Source organism: Allobosea sp. CRIB-10, assembly GCF_900112185.1.
Classification (GTDB): Bacteria; Pseudomonadota; Alphaproteobacteria; order Rhizobiales; family Beijerinckiaceae; genus Allobosea.
Genome location: NZ_FOKP01000003.1, coordinates 40,382 through 57,226 on the forward strand (window position 1 = coordinate 40,382; position 16,845 = coordinate 57,226).

Sequence of the window (16,845 nt, forward strand, 5' to 3'; positions counted from 1 at the left end):
CATGTTTGAAAGCGGTCAAACCCAGCCTGGAGAGCAAGCATGACTAACCCGCGCAGCGCCGCCTCGCCGCCGGTTCCGGCTGTCCGCCGGCAAAGCCGTACTGTCCACGGCGTCGAGTTGACCGATGACTATGCTTGGCTCCGCGCCGAGAACTGGCGCGATGTCCTGCGCGATCCGGATGTCCTGCCGACCGAGATCAAAGCGCATATCGAAGCCGAAAACGCTTGGTGCGACACGCTGATGGCGCCGACGAAGGCGCTGCAGCGCGACCTGATCAAGGAGATGCGCGGGCGGATCAAGGAGGATGACAGCGAGCCGCCGCAGCCGGACGGGCCGTTCCTCTATTACAGCCGTTATCGGCGCGGCGGCGAGCACCCGCTGATCTGCCGCAAGCCGCGGCCGGATCAAGGCGACAGGGCCGGGCGCGAACAGGTCATGCTCGATTGCGATGCCCTCGCCGAGGGCAAGGAGTTCTTCGATCTCGGCGATGCCGAGCACAGCCCCGACCATCGCCTGCTCGCCTGGAGTGCCGACGAGGCCGGCTCGGAGCTGTTCCTGATCCGGATCCGCGACCTCACCACCGGCAAGGACCTGCCGGACGCGATCGCCGACACCTCCGGCGAGATGATCTGGGCCGCCGATTCCAGCGCCTTCGTCTATGTCGCGCTCGACGACGATCATCGCCCGACGCGCGTGCTGCGCCACCGCCTCGGCACGCCGCAGAGCGAGGACGAGCTGCTCTATGAAGAGACCGATCCCGGCCTGTTCGCCGATATCGACCAGACCCAGTCGCGACGCTTCCTGCTGATATCGAGCAGCGATCACGAGACCTCGGAGGTGAGCCTGGTCGACCTTTCCGACGAGGCCGGCAAGCCCAGGCTGATCGCGCCCCGGCTGGCCGGGCGCCAGTATAGCGTCGAGCATCACGGCGACGAATTGTTGATCCTGACCAATGCTGATGGAGCCGAAGACTTCAAGGTCGTGCGCGCCCCGCTCAGCGATCCTTCGCCGTCGAACTGGGTCGATCTCGTGCCGCACAAGCGCGGCCGGCTGATCCTCAGCCATATCTGCCTCGCCGGCCGGCTGATCCGCCTGGAGCGCGAGGAGGGTCTGCCGCGTATCGTCGTCCGCGATATCGAGAGCGGAACGGAGAGCAGCATTGCCTTCGACGAGGAGGCCTATGGGCTCGGCGTCGATGCCGGCTACGAATTCGACACCGACACCTTGCGCTTCATCTACGCCTCGATGGCGCGGCCGGCCGAAACCTATGATTACGACCTCGCCACCGGCGAACGCACCTTGGTGAAGCGCCAGGAGGTGCCCTCCGGCCATGACCCGGAGGCCTATGTCGTGCGCCGCATCTTCGCGACGGCCAAGGATGGCGCCAGAATACCGGTCTCGCTGCTGCACCGGCGCGATTTGACGCTCGACGGTTCGGCGCCCTGCCTGCTCTACGGCTACGGCTCCTATGGCGCGGCGATGTCGGCCTCGTTCCGGACGCGGCCGCTCAGCCTGGTCGACCGCGGTTTCGTCTACGCCATCGCCCATATCCGCGGCGGCACCGACAAGGGCTGGGGCTGGTATCTCGACGGCAAGCGGCAGAACAAGCCCAACAGCTTCACCGACTTCATCGCGGCCGGCGAGATGCTCGCAGCGGAGGGCTTCACCAGCCGCGGCCGCATCGTCGCCGAGGGCGGCAGCGCCGGCGGCATGCTGATGGGCGCGGTCGCCAACCTGGCGCCGGAGCTGTTCGCCGGGATCATCGCCGAGGTGCCGTTCGTCGACGTGCTCAACACCATCCTCGACGACAGCCTGCCGCTGACGCCGATGGAATGGCCGGAATGGGGCGACCCGATCCGCGACGAGGCGGCCTTCCGGACGATCCTGGGCTACTCACCCTATGACAACGTCAAGGCGCAGGCCTATCCGCCGATCCTGGCGACTGGCGGTCTCGCCGATCCCCGCGTGACCTATTGGGAGCCGGCGAAATGGGTGGCGCGTCTGCGCGCGACCATGACCGGCGGCGGGCCGATCATGCTGCACACCAACATGGACGCTGGGCACGCCGGCGCTGCCGGGCGCTTCGATTCACTGAAGGAAACCGCCCTCGCCTACGCCTTCGCCATCACGGCGGCACGCGGAGGCTGGAATACGGAGGGTGAGCCGGTCAGCTCGAGCTAGTCTCGAGCTTGTCCTTCTCACTGGCGAGATAGGCCTTCAGCTCGTCCATCGAGGCGAAGACATAATCGCCGTCCGGCGTGCGGGCATGGATCGAGCCGTCGGCGAACATGGTGAACTGGGTCTCGCCGACCTGATAGGCGCCGATCACGCCCTCGTCGGAGGCTGCGGGCTCGTCGTCCGGCTTGGCCTCGGCCGGCTCAGCTTCGTTCGACTTGGCTTCGTTCGAATTGGCTTCGTTCGAATTGGCCTGGGCCGCTGACGGCTCGGCCTTCTCGGCAGGCGACGCGTCTTCCGCTGCGAGAGCAGGCTCGGCGGCCGGCTCCGGCTCAGACGGCGAAGGCTCGTCCGCCAGAGGAGCGGGCTCGGTCTTCGCCTCCTCCGGCAGCGCCTTATCGGCGGCGCCGGCCTCGACCTCACTCAGAGCGCCGGGATCGCGCGGCTGCGTCACCGGCGGCCAGGGCCGCGGCGCCATCCAGCTCTCCGCTGAACCGAGGACATCGTGATCGCGCCGCGGCGGCTCGACTTCCGGCGCATTGACGACACCGCTGAGCTGGTCGCGCAGCGCGTTGAACTCATCGTCGATCGAGGCCGGCTCCTCCCGGGTCGGGCGGTCGATGCGCGGCCACCATAGCCGATCCTCGGAACTCGTCGCCGGCGCAACGTCCGGCTTCACGGCCTCGTCGCGCTCCTCCTGCGCCTGTTTCGTCTCGGGTTCATCCGCAACGATGGCAGCGGGCTTGGCGATCTCCGGAATTTCCGGATCTGCAGGCTCGTCGGCGTCCGTCGACGCCGGGCCTTCGGATAATTCCCGGGTGTCCTCGGCCTCCTCGGCAACCTCGCCCTCACCGTCCGGCTCATCCGAGCGCACATCCGAGGGGGCGACGTCGAGCACCGGCGAAACCGGAGGCAGCAGCCAGTCATCGATGTCGCCTGTCGCAGCCGGCGGTGCGTGCGACGGCTCTGCGGCGACGGTCTCGACGCGGTCGGAGCGAGTACCGTCGCCCTCCTCCGCCTTGCCAGTTTCATTCGCCCTGTCGGTCGCCTTTGCGTCCGGAGCGTCCTCGCTCTTCGCCAGGCCAGTGAGCGCGCCGGCCACCACGGCAGCGCCTGCACCGGCGGCCAGCGTGGTCGCCATGCCGACATGCCCTGCCGTGGGCTCCGGCGCCTTGTCGAACGCGGGCTCCGGGCGCGCCGGCGCCTCGTTCGGCATCTGGCGCTCGCCGGAGCGCGGTTCGGACAAGGCGACCGCCGCCATGGCGCCGCTGACGAGCCCCTTGAGCCGGCGGAGTTCGGCAAGCACCGCCGCGAGCGCGAGCAGGATCAAGCCGGCGACCACCGACAGTCCTCCCAGGATGACTTCGGTGAAGCCACGTTCCAGAACGCGATATGGCCAGCCATCGACGATGGCATAGGCGCCGCCCGCCAGCAGGGCGAACCCGAGAACCACGAAAAGCCTGACCAACGCTTGCTCCTTTGGGGCGGGACGAGCTGCGACAGCTTGCCGCCTCGGCGGTTAACCTATCGATACCGTCCAGTATTGCCAATCAAACGGCCCGCCAACCCTCTCCCGCAGGAAACGCGGAGCGAGCGTGCCGGATTTCTCGGGCTTCGGCGGTTGCCGCTGCCGGCCGGGGGGCTTAACTAACAGGCGAATGGCGGGGTGTTCCGCCGGGCAATCATTGCCCAAGCGTTGCGTCGTTGCAGCCATTCTCACGTCGCGATTTCGACAGCCCAAGGAGAGGCCCCATGTCCTTTACCCTGCCCGATCTTCCCTATGCGCATGACGCCCTCCAGCCCTACATGTCGAAGGAGACGCTGGAGTACCACCACGACAAGCACCATCTCGCCTACGTCAACAACGGCAACAACGCGATCAAGGGCACGGAATTCGAGGGCAAGTCGCTCGAGGAGATCGTCAAGGGCTCCTACGGCAAGAACCCCGCCGTGTTCAACAATGCCGGCCAGCACTACAACCACCTCCACTTCTGGAAGTGGATGAAGCCGAATGGCGGCGGCAAGCTGCCGGGCGCGCTGGAGAAGGCGATCACCGAATCCTTCGGCTCGGTCGACAAGTTCAAGGAAGACTTCGTCGCCGCCGGCGTCGGCCAGTTCGGCTCGGGCTGGGCCTGGCTCGAGGTCAAGGGCGGCAAGCTCGCCGTCAGCAAGACCCCGAACGGCGAGAGCCCGCTCGTCCATGGCGGCACGCCGATCCTCGGCGTCGACGTCTGGGAGCACTCCTACTACATCGACTACCGCAATCGCCGCCCAGACTATCTCAAGGCCTTCCTGGAGAGCATGGTCAACTGGGAGTACGTCGCCGAGCTCTATGACGGCGCCAAGGCCTGATCCCGCATTCGATCGATGAATACGAACGGGGCCCTGCGGGGCCCCGTTTCATTTTGACTAAGGCTCAGGCCGCGACGCGCTTGAGGAACTGGTCGACGGTCGAGTCGAGCCGCATCGCCTGGGCCGAAACCTCGCCGGCGGCATGGCGGACCTGCTCGGCCGAACGGCCGGTCTCCTCGACGCTGTCGGCGAGCACGCTGAGATCGCTGGAAACCGAGAGCGCCGAGGTGCTCGCCATGGCGACGCCGCTGGCGATCTCGCCGGTGGCGATCGCCTGCTGCTCGATCGAGGTCGCGACCGAGTTGGCGAAGCTCTCGATCGCCCCCATGCGCGTGGCGATGTTCTGGATGGCGCCGACGACCTCGCTCGTCGCGCCCTGAATGGCGCCGACCTGGCTGACGATCCGATCGGTGGCGTCGGCAGTCTGCGAAGCCAGGCTCTTCACCTCGGCCGCGACCACGGCAAAGCCTCGGCCTGCCTCTCCGGCGCGCGCCGCCTCAATGGTGGCGTTGAGCGCGAGCAGGTTGGTCTGCGCCGCGATGTCACGAATGAGGTTCACTACCTCGCCGATCGCGCGTGCGGTCTCGTCCAGCGCCTGGACCGATCCAGCAGTGTGGCGCGAGGCTGAGGCGGCTTCGACGATCTCGGTGCGGACGCGGCGCACCTGGAACTCGACCTCGCGGATCGCCGCCCCCATCTCCTCCGCCGCCTGGGCGGCGTTCTCGACATTCACCGAAGCGCCTTGTGAATTCTCGGCAGCGCGGGCGGCCCGTTCCGACGATTCGGCCGCGACACGCGCCAGACCATCGGAGGCCTCGCCCATGCGATCGGCATTGCTCTTGAAGGCCTCGAGGGCGACGCCGACCTCGCCTCGGAACAGCGCGATCGCCTCCTCGACGTGCTTCTGGTGCCGATGGCGGTCCGCTTCGGTCGTCAGCTGCTGCTGCTGCAGGCTCGCCCGCTCGGCAAGGCGCAGCTTGAGCACGCCTAGCGCCCTGGCAATGGCTCCGATCTCGTCCTGGCGCGCGACCGCGTCGATCGGCGTGTCGAGCTTTCCGTCGGAGATGTTGACAATGGCGCGGGTCATGCTCTTCAGCGGCCGCATGGTCCGTGACAGCGAGATCCACAGCAAAGGTCCGAGGATCACGAGCAAGGCGATGCCGACCCCGATCGTCAGGAATTGTTCCCAGGTCGAGCGCGCGACCAATCGCGTCTTGTCGAAGCGCAGCGCGACATAGCCGATCTGCTTCTTGAAACTACCGACCCTCACCGAGAGCAGTTGCGTCACATAGGTCTTGTCCTCGAGCCGCAGCGTGTCCTGCTCGCCGAGCAGATCCCAGGCCTCCCGCCCGAGCAGGCGGGCGAGCTTGTTCGGAGTAAACGACAACCGTGCTTCGTCATTGCGTCCGGCCGAAGCGAGCGCGACCAAATCGTCGGCGACGAAGCCGGCGTCGAAATCGGGATCGCGCTTCAGCGATTCCAGGATGTAGCTCAAGGTGACGGTGTCGCGCGCCAGGATCAGGGGCGGCGATGCATGGGCGATCATCGCGGTCAGCGACACCATCTTCTGTTCGAGATCGCCGCGCGTCTTGGCCTCGTTGTAGCGGGCGGCCGCGATCACGACGAAAACGATCGCGACGGCGACGATGGCGACTGCAGCTCCCGCGATCCGGCTGCTGAGCGAGTGCGTCACCCGCTCGACCGGCCCGATATGCGGCACAGCCACTTGCGATTGCTGCGCCCGCGACTGAAACCAGGCCATCACGCTCATCTTCCGCGGACTCCAGACACCGACATCCCAAGCTGTCGGGACTGCCACACCGCAGGGTGAACGAACGGAGTAAATTTTCGATTGCGTCCGCGCGATCCTGCACGCAAACCGACGGGTCAGGGCTGGCTGGAGCTGGAAAACCGGCAGATCCGCAGCCCGGGCGGCGCGAAGGCCATCAACGCCACATGTTCGAGTGGGCGCGTCGCGACGACCGGATCGAGCCCGACGAGCTCGTCGTCGACATGGCCGGGATGGCACATCACCAGGTGTGCGGCCCCCGGCTGGATGAGGAATGCCTCGAGATCAGCGGCGAAATCGCGCTGCGGATCGAAAGCCGAGAAACCGGAGAAGCCGCGATTGGTCGGGATGCCGCGCCGGGCGGCGGCGCGGTGCAAGCCGGTCGCAAGCCCGGCCACGGTCAGCGCCTTGCCGACGGCGATGCCGCGCGCCCGGATCGCCGCGATGGAATCGGAGGGATCGCGCAGATAGACCGAGCCAGCCGGGTAACGGGCCGTCAGCGCATCGAGCAGCGCCCGGCGAATACCGGGCAGGACATGGGCATGCTGGTGGCCGTCGACGAAATCGGGCGCCCGGCCGAGATGCTGCTCGAAAGCGTCGAGCTGGCGGCTGATCTCGCCAGCGATCTCAGCGCGCGCGGCGCCCGAGCGCAGCGCCAGCAGCGCGAGCTTGCCGAGCTTCGGCAAGGTGCCGGACGGTGCGACGGTCGGCATGGCTGACAGCGGTGCGGCGCAGGTGAGATTGAGGTGGAGGCCGAGATCGGCGCGGCCAGCAAAGGTTGCGAGCTCGCCTGCGAGCCCCGGCCAGTGCGGCCGGTTGGTCATCGCGCCCGTGGCCGAGAGCCTGCCGGCGGCGAGCAGCTCTAGGATCGAGCGGCTGACGCCCTCGGTCATGGCGAAATCATCGGCGCAAAGCACGAAACTGCGGGTCATTCCGGCCGTTACCCCCTATTCATCAGCGCTGATATATGCAGCCTGCGGCTGGTTCGATGCGTTCAGCCCTAACCGAGCAACGAAGGTCCTGAAAGCCTTGTCCGCGATCGCGCCCAGTTCCGCCCCTGCCACGATACCGGTCGCTGCCCCGCGGCCGCAGCTCTCGATCGTGGTGCCGGTCTACAACGAGGCCGACAATCTCGCGCCGCTGGTCGCCCGGCTCGAGCCGATCCTCGACGGCCATGTCGCCTCCTGGGAGATCATCTGCGTCGACGACGGCAGCCGCGACGGGACGCTGGCGGTGCTACGCGCCCTCAATGCGCAGGACGGCCGGATCCATGCCATCTCCTTCAGCCGCAATTTCGGCAAGGAGGTCGCGATCGCCGCCGGGCTCGACCACGCCAATGGCGACGCCGTGGTGATCATGGATGCCGACCTGCAGCATCCGCCGGAGGTGATCCCCGCCTTCCTTGAAAAATGGCGCGAAGGCTTCCTCAACGTCTACGGCCAGCGCACCGATCGCGAAGGCGAGAGCCCGCTGAAGCGCAATTTCGCCAAGGCGTTCTACAAGCTCTTCGCCAGCTTCGGCGAGACCGAGCTGCCGGAAGGCGCCGGCGATTTCCGCCTGCTCGACCGGCGCGTGGTCGAGGCGCTGCGAGCCCTGCCCGAGCGGGCCCGCTTTTCGAAGGGCCTCTACGCCTGGGTCGGCTTCCCGGCAACGGGCGTGCCCTTCGCGGTCGGCGAGCGCGCCCATGGCGAGAGCAAGTTCCGCTTCCGCAAGCTCTTCAGCTTCGCCTTCGACGGCATCTCCTCGTTCTCGACCGTGCCGCTGAAGATCGCGACCTGGCTCGGCGTCGCGATCGCGATCGTGGCGACTCTGACTGGCCTGTACTTCATGGTCAGGACGCTGCTGTTCGGCACCGACCTGCCCGGCTTCCCCTCGCTGATCGTCTCGATCATGTTCTTTTCCGGCATCCAGCTGATATCGCTCGGCATGATCGGCGAATATGTCGGGCGGATCTTCGCCGAGGTGAAGCGCCGGCCGCTCTATCTGGTCGGCGAACGGGTCGGCTTCGACAGGCAGGACAGCGCCCCGCCACGTAGCGACGTGCTGCCTCACTGATCGGGGTAATTCGGGGACTGCGCGGGCCCCGCGCTGGACCATCTTCCGCGACGCAGCTATGCGGCTAAGTGCAAGCGGCCTGCCGATCGTGGCGGACCAGAGTGGCGCGATGCTGAGAAAGATCCTTTCCGTCAGCGGTTTCACGCTGCTCTCGCGATTGTCCGGCTTCCTCCGCGACATCGTGCTGGCGGCGACGCTCGGCGTGAGCGGGTTGATGGACGCCTTTTCGGTGGCGCTGCGGCTGCCCAATCATTTCCGCGCCATCTTCGGCGAAGGTGCCTTCAACCAGGCCTATATCCCGGCCTATAGCCGCATTCGCGAGCAGTCGGGCGAAGCCGCTGCGGCACAGTTCTCGAACCGCGTCTTCTCGCTCAATCTCGCCGTCCAGCTCGTGCTGCTCGGGCTCGCCATCCCGTTCATGCCGGAGCTGGTACGGCTGCTGGCACCCGGCTTCGTCAATGATCCCGTCCGCTTCGACCTCGCGGTGACGCTGACACGGATCACCTTCCCCTACCTCCTCTTCATCACGCTGGTGACGCTGCTCTCGGCCAATCTCAACGCCGTCGATCGCTTCGCGGCGGCGGCGGCGGCGCCGATCCTTTTGAACATCTGCCTGATCGGCGCGCTCTTCGTCGCCTTCCTGTTCCCAAGCGCCGCCCATGCCGCCGCCTGGGGCGTCGCTGTCGCCGGCGTGCTCGAATGGCTGCTGCTCTGGATCTCGGCACGTCGCGTCGGCGTCTCGGCCGCGATCACGCGGCCGCGCCTCGACGGCGAGGTCAAGAGCTTCTTCAAGGCCTTCGGCCCAGCGGTGATCGGCTCGGCCGGCGTGCAGATCGCCCTCTTCGCCGACACGATCATCGCCTCGCTGCTGCCGGCTGGCGCCTATTCGGCACTGTATTATGCCGAGCGCCTGTATCAGCTGCCGCTCGGCGTGATCGCAATCGGCGTCGGCACGGTGCTGCTGCCGACAATGAGCCGGTCGATCGCCGCCGGCAACGAGGCCAAAGCGGAAGCGGCGCAGAACCGCGCGATCGCGCTGACGCTGGTCGCCGCCGCTCCCTTTGCCGCCGCCTTCCTCGCCATTCCCGAATTGATCGTTTCGGCGCTGTTCGAACGCGGCCGCTTCGACGATGCGGCGACGCAGGCCGCCGGCGCGGTGCTGTTCGCCTATGCGATCGGACTGCCGGCGATTGTGTTGATCCGGGCCCAGGTTTCGAGCTTCCAGGCGCGCGGCGACACGACGACGCCGATGCTGATCTCGCTCGCCGCCATCGCCGCCAATGTCGGGCTGAAGCTGCTGCTCTGGCGCAGCCATGGCGCGCCTGGCCTCGCCTTCGCCACCGCCTGCGGCGCCTGGATCAATCTCGGCGCGCTCTATGTCCTCGCGCTGAAGCGTGGCTGGACGAACCCGGATCGCGGCCTGCCGCTGCTGATCCTGATCGTTGGCGTCGCCGCTGGCTTCGCCGCGCTGGCCGCCCGCCTGCTGGCGGAGCCGCTCTACGGGCTGCTGATCCGGTTCCCTTACGAGCCGCGCTTGATCGCGCTCGCCATCCTCAGCCTCGTCGCAGCCGGCATCTATGGCGTGGTCGCGCTGGGGGGGCTCAGATCGGCCGGGCTCTGGCGGTTGCTGCGTTAGCTTAGCCGGCGATCAGCCTGGCGCCGGCTTTCAGGTGACCGACCGCCTCATCCACCATATGCGCCACGATCTCGCCGGCTGACGGGATACCAGAGATCAGACCTACCGCCTCGCCGAAGACCACCGCCGCCCTGTCGGGATCGCCGGCCATGAAGGCCTCGCGATAGGCCGGCGCTTCGTCCTCGATCGCAGCGCGCAGTTCGGCCTCGCGGCCGCGCCATCTGGCGATGAAGGCATTATCCGCAACGCGGATGTCGAAGGCCTTCGGCCAGTCGAGCCGACGGGCGATATCGGGCAGCGTCGAGCGCACCGTCTGGTCGCCAGTCGCCGCCACCGCCGCGGCATGATGGTTGGGGTGGACCAGTGCCTCGCGACTCGCCCAGAAACGGGTGCCGACCAGGACGCCGTCGGCACCGAGCATCAGCGCCGCTGCGAGGCCGCGCCCATCGGCGACGCCGCCGGCGGCGAGCAGAAGCGTGTCCGGACCTTCGCGCGCCAGCAGATCGGCGACCTCGGGCACAAGCGGAAGGGTGCCGCGGCGCTGGCCATGGCCGCCGGCCTCAGCGCCCTGCGCGACGATGATCGCGGCGCCCGCTTCCAGCGCGGTGCGGACATGGCCGAGGTTCTGGCACTGACAGATCAGTGGGATACCGGCCGCGGCGATCTCGCTGGCGAAGGGCTTGGGATCGCCGAAGGAGAGCATCAGCGCCGCCGGTTGGCGCGCCAGCACTTCGCCGAGCAGATGCGGCTGCTTCGCCAGCGACCAGGTGATGAAGCCGCAGCCAGTCCGGGTGTTGCCGGCGGCAGCGTATTGCGTGGCGAGCCAGCCACTATCGCCATAGCCGCCGCCGACCAGGCCGAGGCCGCCGGCGCGCGTCACGGCGGCGGCGAGCGCTCCGCCGCCCGCCAGGGCCATCGGCGCCGAGAGGATCGGATGCTCGATCCCGAGGCGCTCGGTCAGGCGGGTGGCCAGGCGAACCATCTGGCCTCAGGCGCCCTTGCTGTGGGCGAAGTCCATGTAGAGCTCGCGGGCCTTGCGGAACATCGGGCCGGGCTGGAGTTCGCGATCGTCGATCTTGTAGATCGGGATCACCTTCGAATAGTTGCCGGTCGAGAAGATCTCGTCGGACTGCTCGAAATCCTCATAGCGCAGCGTCGTCTCCTCGACCGTGACGCCGGCCTGGCGGAGCAGGCCGATCGTGCGCTGGCGGGTGATTCCGTTGAGGAAGGTGCCGTTCGGGGCCGGCGTCTTCACCACGCCGTCCTTGGCCAGGAAGATGTTGGAGGTGCCGGTCTCGGCGACATTGCCGAGCATGTCGAGCACCAGCGCGTTGTCGAAGCCCCTGCCCTTGGCTTCGCGCAGGACGCGGGCATTGTTGGGATAGAGGCAGCCGGCCTTGGCGTCGGTCGGCGCGTTCTCCAGGGTCGGGCGGCGATAGGCGCCCTTGGTCACCGAGAAGCCCTTGCCGGGATCGCCCATCGCCGCCTCGAACAGACAGAGCGCGAACTGGGTCGACTCGGGATCACCGATGATGGTCGACGGGCCGTCGGCCTCGGCCCAGTACATCGGCTTGATGTAAAGCGCGGCGCCGCCGCTGAACTTCTTCACGCCTTCGGCCGTCTTGGCGACGATCTCCTCGGCCGACATGGTCGGCTTCAGGCCGAGCGCCAAAGCGGAGCGGTTGACGCGTGCGGCATGGCGGTCGAGGTCCGGCGACACGCCGTCGAAATGACGGGCGCCGTCGAAGACCTGGGAGGCCTGCCAGGCGGCGTGGGTGCGCGGGCCCATGATGCCGGGGTTGCCCTCGCGCCACTCGCCGTCGAACCAGGTCCATGTCTGCGAATACCAGGCCATCATGCGCTCCGATCGATCAGGGTTGCTGGCCGGCACCGTCTGCCGCAGGCAAGGCGGCGTCAACAGGCCGGCCGCATGCCGGCGAACGATTGCTGTGATGGGTGCGATCGTAGCCGGTGATGGATCGCGGCGGCATGCCTGAAATGCGCGACGCGACCTGCGTGATCGCGCCCGCCCTCAGAAGCCGGCCGCTCGCATCAGGGAGACGACCACCATGCCGGTCACAAGCGCCAGCAATTCGCTACGCCGGATCGCCATGCTGGCAACCGCCGCCAGCAGCGCCAGCCCGGCGGCGAGGCCGAGCCGCTCGATCAGTGGCAGGACGGTCGCGACAACGATCGAGCCCGGCAGGGCGGCAAGCCCGCGCCGGACCCGCGGCGTCAGCGGGATGAAGCTCATCAGCACGACGCCGGAGATGCGGCAGAGATAGGTCGCCAGCGCCATGCCGAGAATGGCGAGATAGGGGCCCCAGCTTCCGGGTTCAGGAGGGGTCATCGAGCAAGGCTCCCGCCACGGCACCGGAGAGCGCGCCGACGATGATGAAGGCATAGCCGTCGACCAGCCGGGCGGTGACCAGCGCGACAATGCCGGCGATGATCCAGGGCAGCGCCGCGCGCTTGCCGCGCCAGAGCGGCACGATCATCGCCGCGAAGAAGATCGGCATGACCATGTCGATGCCGTATGTGCGCGGGTCGGCGACGAGCGTGCCGAGCAGATGGCCAGGGATGGTCATGAGCACCCAGACGACCCAGAGCGCGAGACCGGCGCCGAGCACGACGCCGAGATCGCGGCCGCCCTCGCCGTGATAGCGCGTGCCGACCAGCCAGTTGGCGTCGGTGAAGAAGGCGAGCTGGAAGGCTGTCACGAACCAGGGATAGCGCGCGAACCAGGGCTGCAGCGACGCGGCCTGCAGAATGGTGCGCGCGTTGACCGTCGCCGTCACGAAGGCGAGCGCGACGATCGCCCCCCAGGTCCATTCCGGCCGCCAGAGCTCCATGGCGACGAGCTGCGAGACGCCGGCATAAACCAGCGCACTCATCAGCACCGCCTCGAATAGGCTGAGCCCCTTGGCGGAGGCGGCGGCGCCGAAGGCGACGGCGAAGACGATCACGCCCGGCATCAGCACGGAGACGCGGCGCAGGCCGAGCCGCATGCCGGCAAGGGTGAGCTGGGCCGCGGCCGGCGGCTCGGATTTCGCTTCGGAAGCCATGCGTCCTCGAACCGGTTTCCTGATGTTGCGTCAACGCCTTGCAAGCTCCGGGCCTGCATGAGCGTGGCGCAGGGCAGGCTTGGCCGTCTGCTTTCGCCCCGCCCTGCGGTGCACTAGAACGGCGGCATGCTCTGGCTCTCCTCGATCGATCAGACCGCCCCTGCCCTGCCTGCGGCCTGGCTGATCGCGACGCAGGCGCAACCCGCGACTCTGCCTGAGCGTTCGGAGTTGCGACGCTCCCTCGCCCGCAAGCTGCTGGCACGCCAGTTCGGTCTAGCGGACGCTGCTGTCGAAATCGGGCATGAGCCGGCCGGACGCCCGCTGATCCTGCGCCCGCGCGGCTCCGGTCTGCATCTGTCGCTGGCGACCAGGGCCGGCCTCGTCGCGATCGCTTTGGCGCATCGGCCGGTCGGCATCGATGTCGAGCGGGTTGCACTCGCAAGCGAGCCGCCCCTTGCCGTTCTGCATCCCGGCGAACGCCACTGGCTGGAAAACCTGCCCGCCCCGGCCCGCCCGCTCGCCTTCGCCCAGCTCTGGAGCGCCAAGGAAGCCTATGTGAAGGCGCTCGGCACCGGATTTTCCCGCGCGCCCGAGAGCTTTTCGGTACAACTCGACGGCGCAGAGCGTTTCACCGTCAACGATGAGGAGAATGGCCGCCGAGCCGCTGGCGTCATCCGGCTCACGAAAAACGGCGGCCATGAGACCATGGCCGCCGCGTTCATCGTTCTCGATCGAGCCTGATTTTTCAGCCGGGCTGATCGACCGGCTTCTTCTTCAGGAGGTAGCCGGCGACGACGACGACCAGCGCACCGAGAGTCGCCGCCGTATAGAACGGCACCTTGGCGGGCAGGAGACCGATCGGGTTGGTATCGGAGACCGGCACGCTCACGACCCAGTTCGGCATGTTCGCCTGCAGCCACTGCAGCACCGCCAGGTCACCGAGCAGCATCTCGCCGGCGATCCAGCCGAGCAGCGCCGCGCCGAGCCAGATCAGGATCGGGAAGCGCTCGAGCACGGAGGAGAGCAGGCGGGCGCCGTAGACGATCAGCGGGATGGTCAGCAGCAGGCCGAAGATGAAGAGCTCGAAATGGCCCCGGGCGGCCGCGGCGATGGCGAGCACGTTGTCGAGGCTCATCACCGCATCGGCGATGGCGATGGTGCGCACCGCCTTCCACAGGTTGTCGCTGGCCTCGATGTCGCCGTGCGCCTCCTCCTCGCCCTTGGCGAGCTTGATCGCGATCCAGAACAGCAGGAGCGCGCCGACCACCTTCAGGAAGGGAACGGCGAGCAGATAGGTGACGACCACCGCGAAGAGGATGCGCAGGCCGACTGCCGCGCCGGCGCCGAGCAGAATGCCGACCTTGCGCTGCTTCTCCGGCAGCGAGCGCACCGCGAGCGCGATGACGACAGCGTTGTCGCCGGAAAGCAGGAGGTCGATCCAGATGATCTGGAGCAGCGACGTCCAGAAGACGGACGATGAGAAATCCATACCTTGGTCATCCCCTCAAAAGCCCGGGCCGATAGCCCGGTTTGGCCCGATCGGGCGGTTTAAGCAAGCAGCCGGCACGGAGAATGCGTCGGCCGCACGAAGAATCCTGCGGAGTTTCAACCCAGCGCCTGTTCCACCGCCTTGCCGGCGGCTTCGGTGCCGAGCGTGCCGCCGAGATCGCGCGTGCGGGTGCGGGCATCGCCGAGCGTGCGCTCGATCGCGGCCTCGATCGCCTTGGCCGCTTCATGCTCGCCCAGATGATCCAGCATCATCGCCCCCGACCAGATCTGGCCGACCGGATTGGCGATGCCCTGGCCGAAGATGTCCGGCGCAGAGCCGTGCACCGGCTCGAACAGGGACGGGAATTCACCGGTCGGATTGATGTTCCCCGAGGGAGCGATGCCGATCGTGCCGGTGCAGGCCGGGCCGAGGTCGGAGAGGATGTCACCGAACAGGTTGGAGGCGACGACCACGTCGAAACGATCCGGATTGAGCACGAAATGCGCGGTCAGGATGTCGATATGGTACTGGTCGACCGCGACATCGGGATAGTTCTTCGCCATCTCCTTCACCCGCTCGTCCCAATACGGCATGGTGATCGAGATGCCGTTCGACTTGGTCGCCGAGGTCAGCTTCTTGCGCGGCCGGCGCTGCGCCAGCTCGAAGGCGTATTTGAGCACGCGGTCGACGCCGACGCGGCTCATCACCGTCTCCTGGATGACGATCTCGCGTTCGGTGCCGCCATACATGCGCCCGCCGACCGAGGAGTACTCGCCCTCGGTGTTCTCGCGCACGACGAAGAAGTCGATATCGCCGGGCTTGCGGCCGACCAGCGGGCCGGGAACACCCGGCATCAGCCGCACCGGACGCAGATTGACGTACTGATCGAACTCGCGCCGGAACAGCAGCAGCGAGCCCCAGAGCGAGATATGATCGGGCACCTGGGCGGGCATGCCGACGGCGCCGAAATAGATCGCGTCATGGCCGCCGATCTTTTCCTTCCAGTCGTCCGGCAGCATCTTGCCGTGCTTGGCGTAGTAGTCGCAGGAGGAGAAATCGAACTCGTCGAGCTGGAGCTCGAAACCGTATTTCTTCGCGGCCGCCTCGAGCACGCGCAGGCCTTCGGGCATGACCTCCTTGCCGATGCCGTCGCCGGCGATGGCAGCGATGCGATAGACGCGGTTGGTGCGGCTCATGTGTTCTCTCCGAAGAAGGCCGAGAATTGGGCGACGACGAGATCGGGAATCTCCTCCGCCAGATAATGCCCGCCCGGCAGGGCCCGGCCTTGGACGTTTTCCGCGCGCTCGCGCCAGAGCGCCAGCACGTCGAAGCACTTTCCGACCGCGCCGCGATCGCCCCACAGCGCCAGCAGCGGGCAAGCGACCTTCCTGCCACCATCGGCATCGTCATGGGCGATATCGATCGTCGCCGCGGCGCGATAGTCCTCGCAGCTGGCATGGATCATCGCAGGATCGCGGAAGCAGCGCAGATATTCGGCGAGCGCCGCCGGCTCGAACAGCTTCATGTCGGAGGCGCGCCGGCTGGTCCAATAGAATTCCGGATCGGCCTCGATCATGCGTTCGGGCATCGGCGCCGGCTGAATCAGGAAGAACCAGTGCCAATACGCGCGTGCGAAAGCGTCGGTCGTGTCGCGGTACATCTCGCGCGTCGGCGCGATGTCGAGGGTCGCCAGCTTCAGCACCCGGTCGGCGTGGTCGAGCGCCAGCCGGTGCCCGACACGGGCACCGCGATCATGCGAGCCGACGAAGAAGCGCTCGTGCCCGAGCGCGCTCATCACTTCGGCCATGTCCTGCGCCATGGCGCGCTTCGCATAGGGTGCGTGATCGGCGGCGCTCGGCGGCTTTTCGGAATCGCCGTAGCCGCGCAGGTCAGGGCAGATCAGAGTGAAACGCTGTGCCAGTTGCGGAGCGACCCGCCGCCACATGATGTGGGTCTGGGGATAGCCGTGGAGCAGGAGCAGCGGCGGCCCCTCCCCGCCGGTGCGGACGCGGATGCGCGCCCCTGACGTGGTGACGTCGAGCAACCGGAAACCGGGAAAGAGATCGTCCGCGACAGGGAGCTCGGTCAGCGACATCAGGCCTCTCGGATTGCAACAATCAGAGCCGATACCCGGATTTTCAACCGATTTCCTGCGTCGATTATTTCATAATTCTGGTCAATAACGGGAGCGCCGCAGATGGCCCTCAACCGTCATTCTCGGGCGAAGCGAAGCGCAGACCCGAGAATCTCATGGCGGAAGAGCGCTGGAAGGCACCTTTTTCGG

Annotated in this window: 15 protein-coding genes; 5 read left to right on the forward strand and 10 right to left on the reverse strand. The window is 67.3% G+C overall.

From position 1 onward, the window contains the following. The first annotated feature begins 39 nt into the window (after positions 1-39). Positions 40-2,181, forward strand: a complete 2,142-nt coding sequence (locus BMZ69_RS05250) for a S9 family peptidase (RefSeq protein WP_092155522.1) — start codon at positions 40-42, stop codon at positions 2,179-2,181. Here the strand turns inward: BMZ69_RS05250 and BMZ69_RS05255 are convergent. Further along, on the reverse strand, positions 2,168-3,643 hold the full coding sequence (locus BMZ69_RS05255) for a hypothetical protein (RefSeq protein WP_092155523.1): 1,476 nt from the start codon (positions 3,641-3,643) through the stop codon (positions 2,168-2,170). The genes BMZ69_RS05250 and BMZ69_RS05255 overlap by 14 nt on opposite strands. A gap of 284 nt (positions 3,644-3,927) precedes the next feature. Between BMZ69_RS05255 and BMZ69_RS05260 the strand changes: the two genes are divergently transcribed. Then, positions 3,928-4,527 (forward strand): superoxide dismutase, encoded by a 600-nt coding sequence (locus BMZ69_RS05260; RefSeq protein WP_092155524.1) that lies wholly within the window; start codon positions 3,928-3,930, stop codon positions 4,525-4,527. 64 nt (positions 4,528-4,591) lie between these two features. On the opposite strand, the gene BMZ69_RS31495 is transcribed toward BMZ69_RS05260, so the two are convergent. Further along, positions 4,592-6,289, reverse strand: a complete 1,698-nt coding sequence (locus BMZ69_RS31495; RefSeq protein ID WP_175506671.1) for a methyl-accepting chemotaxis protein — start codon at positions 6,287-6,289, stop codon at positions 4,592-4,594. A 125-nt stretch (positions 6,290-6,414) separates the two neighbouring features. Next, positions 6,415-7,248, reverse strand: coding sequence for a ChbG/HpnK family deacetylase (locus BMZ69_RS05270; RefSeq protein WP_092155526.1), 834 nt, complete (start codon positions 7,246-7,248; stop codon positions 6,415-6,417). Positions 7,249-7,354: 106 nt separating this feature from the next. Here BMZ69_RS05270 and BMZ69_RS05275 point away from each other — a divergent pair, with 106 nt between their 5' ends. Both BMZ69_RS05275 and murJ read left to right on the forward strand, forming a co-directional pair. Continuing rightward, complete coding sequence (locus BMZ69_RS05275; protein WP_244543245.1) at positions 7,355-8,371, forward strand: glycosyltransferase family 2 protein; 1,017 nt, start codon at positions 7,355-7,357, stop codon at positions 8,369-8,371. 109 nt (positions 8,372-8,480) lie between these two features. After that, positions 8,481-10,007 (forward strand): murein biosynthesis integral membrane protein MurJ, encoded by a 1,527-nt coding sequence (murJ, locus tag BMZ69_RS05280; RefSeq protein WP_092155528.1) that lies wholly within the window; start codon positions 8,481-8,483, stop codon positions 10,005-10,007. A 1-nt stretch (position 10,008) separates the two neighbouring features. On the opposite strand, the gene BMZ69_RS05285 is transcribed toward murJ, so the two are convergent. The 4 genes from BMZ69_RS05285 to BMZ69_RS05300 all read right to left on the reverse strand — a co-directional run bounded on the left by BMZ69_RS05285 (position 10,009) and on the right by BMZ69_RS05300 (position 13,072). Next, positions 10,009-10,989 carry an NAD(P)H-dependent flavin oxidoreductase gene (locus tag BMZ69_RS05285; protein ID WP_092155529.1) on the reverse strand — a complete coding sequence of 327 codons (981 nt, stop codon included), beginning with the start codon at positions 10,987-10,989 and terminating at the stop codon, positions 10,009-10,011. Between the two features lie 6 nt (positions 10,990-10,995). Further along, positions 10,996-11,862 carry a branched-chain amino acid aminotransferase gene (locus tag BMZ69_RS05290; protein WP_092155530.1) on the reverse strand — a complete coding sequence of 289 codons (867 nt, stop codon included), beginning with the start codon at positions 11,860-11,862 and terminating at the stop codon, positions 10,996-10,998. Between the two features lie 177 nt (positions 11,863-12,039). Then, positions 12,040-12,357 carry an AzlD family protein gene (locus tag BMZ69_RS05295; RefSeq protein WP_092155531.1) on the reverse strand — a complete coding sequence of 106 codons (318 nt, stop codon included), beginning with the start codon at positions 12,355-12,357 and terminating at the stop codon, positions 12,040-12,042. Then, positions 12,344-13,072, reverse strand: coding sequence for an AzlC family ABC transporter permease (locus BMZ69_RS05300; RefSeq protein WP_092155532.1), 729 nt, complete (start codon positions 13,070-13,072; stop codon positions 12,344-12,346). The genes BMZ69_RS05295 and BMZ69_RS05300 overlap by 14 nt, the downstream gene beginning before the upstream one ends. Before the next feature lie 126 nt (positions 13,073-13,198). Between BMZ69_RS05300 and BMZ69_RS05305 the strand changes: the two genes are divergently transcribed. Continuing rightward, positions 13,199-13,813 carry a 4'-phosphopantetheinyl transferase family protein gene (locus BMZ69_RS05305; protein WP_092155533.1) on the forward strand — a complete coding sequence of 205 codons (615 nt, stop codon included), beginning with the start codon at positions 13,199-13,201 and terminating at the stop codon, positions 13,811-13,813. Positions 13,814-13,817: 4 nt separating this feature from the next. Here BMZ69_RS05305 and BMZ69_RS05310 read toward each other — a convergent pair whose 3' ends face one another. The 3 genes from BMZ69_RS05310 to BMZ69_RS05320 form a co-directional block, all read right to left on the reverse strand. Then, positions 13,818-14,561 (reverse strand): TerC family protein, encoded by a 744-nt coding sequence (locus BMZ69_RS05310; RefSeq protein ID WP_092155534.1) that lies wholly within the window; start codon positions 14,559-14,561, stop codon positions 13,818-13,820. Positions 14,562-14,677: 116 nt separating this feature from the next. Further along, positions 14,678-15,757, reverse strand: a complete 1,080-nt coding sequence (locus tag BMZ69_RS05315) for a tartrate dehydrogenase (RefSeq protein ID WP_092155535.1) — start codon at positions 15,755-15,757, stop codon at positions 14,678-14,680. Continuing rightward, positions 15,754-16,656, reverse strand: a complete 903-nt coding sequence (locus BMZ69_RS05320; RefSeq protein ID WP_092155536.1) for an alpha/beta fold hydrolase — start codon at positions 16,654-16,656, stop codon at positions 15,754-15,756. The genes BMZ69_RS05315 and BMZ69_RS05320 overlap by 4 nt, the downstream gene beginning before the upstream one ends. Between the last annotated feature and the right edge of the window lie 189 nt (positions 16,657-16,845).

Excerpts from the sequence above, each read along its gene's own strand:
- BMZ69_RS05315 (WP_092155535.1), bottom strand. The coding sequence starts at position 15,757 with ATGAGCCGCACCAACCGCGTCTATCGCATCGCTGCCATCGCCGGCGAC.
- BMZ69_RS05250 (WP_092155522.1), top strand. The coding sequence starts at position 40 with ATGACTAACCCGCGCAGCGCCGCCTCGCCGCCGGTTCCGGCTGTCCGC.
- BMZ69_RS05320 (WP_092155536.1), bottom strand. The coding sequence starts at position 16,656 with ATGTCGCTGACCGAGCTCCCTGTCGCGGACGATCTCTTTCCCGGTTTC.
- BMZ69_RS05300 (WP_092155532.1), bottom strand. The coding sequence starts at position 13,072 with ATGGCTTCCGAAGCGAAATCCGAGCCGCCGGCCGCGGCCCAGCTCACC.
- BMZ69_RS05285 (WP_092155529.1), bottom strand. The coding sequence starts at position 10,989 with ATGGTTCGCCTGGCCACCCGCCTGACCGAGCGCCTCGGGATCGAGCAT.
- BMZ69_RS05305 (WP_092155533.1), top strand. The coding sequence starts at position 13,199 with ATGCTCTGGCTCTCCTCGATCGATCAGACCGCCCCTGCCCTGCCTGCG.
- BMZ69_RS05290 (WP_092155530.1), bottom strand. The coding sequence starts at position 11,862 with ATGGCCTGGTATTCGCAGACATGGACCTGGTTCGACGGCGAGTGGCGC.
- BMZ69_RS05260 (WP_092155524.1), top strand. The coding sequence starts at position 3,928 with ATGTCCTTTACCCTGCCCGATCTTCCCTATGCGCATGACGCCCTCCAG.
- BMZ69_RS05295 (WP_092155531.1), bottom strand. The coding sequence starts at position 12,357 with ATGACCCCTCCTGAACCCGGAAGCTGGGGCCCCTATCTCGCCATTCTC.
- BMZ69_RS05270 (WP_092155526.1), bottom strand. The coding sequence starts at position 7,248 with ATGACCCGCAGTTTCGTGCTTTGCGCCGATGATTTCGCCATGACCGAG.
- murJ (WP_092155528.1), top strand. The coding sequence starts at position 8,481 with ATGCTGAGAAAGATCCTTTCCGTCAGCGGTTTCACGCTGCTCTCGCGA.
- BMZ69_RS05310 (WP_092155534.1), bottom strand. The coding sequence starts at position 14,561 with ATGGATTTCTCATCGTCCGTCTTCTGGACGTCGCTGCTCCAGATCATC.
- BMZ69_RS31495 (WP_175506671.1), bottom strand. The coding sequence starts at position 6,289 with ATGGCCTGGTTTCAGTCGCGGGCGCAGCAATCGCAAGTGGCTGTGCCG.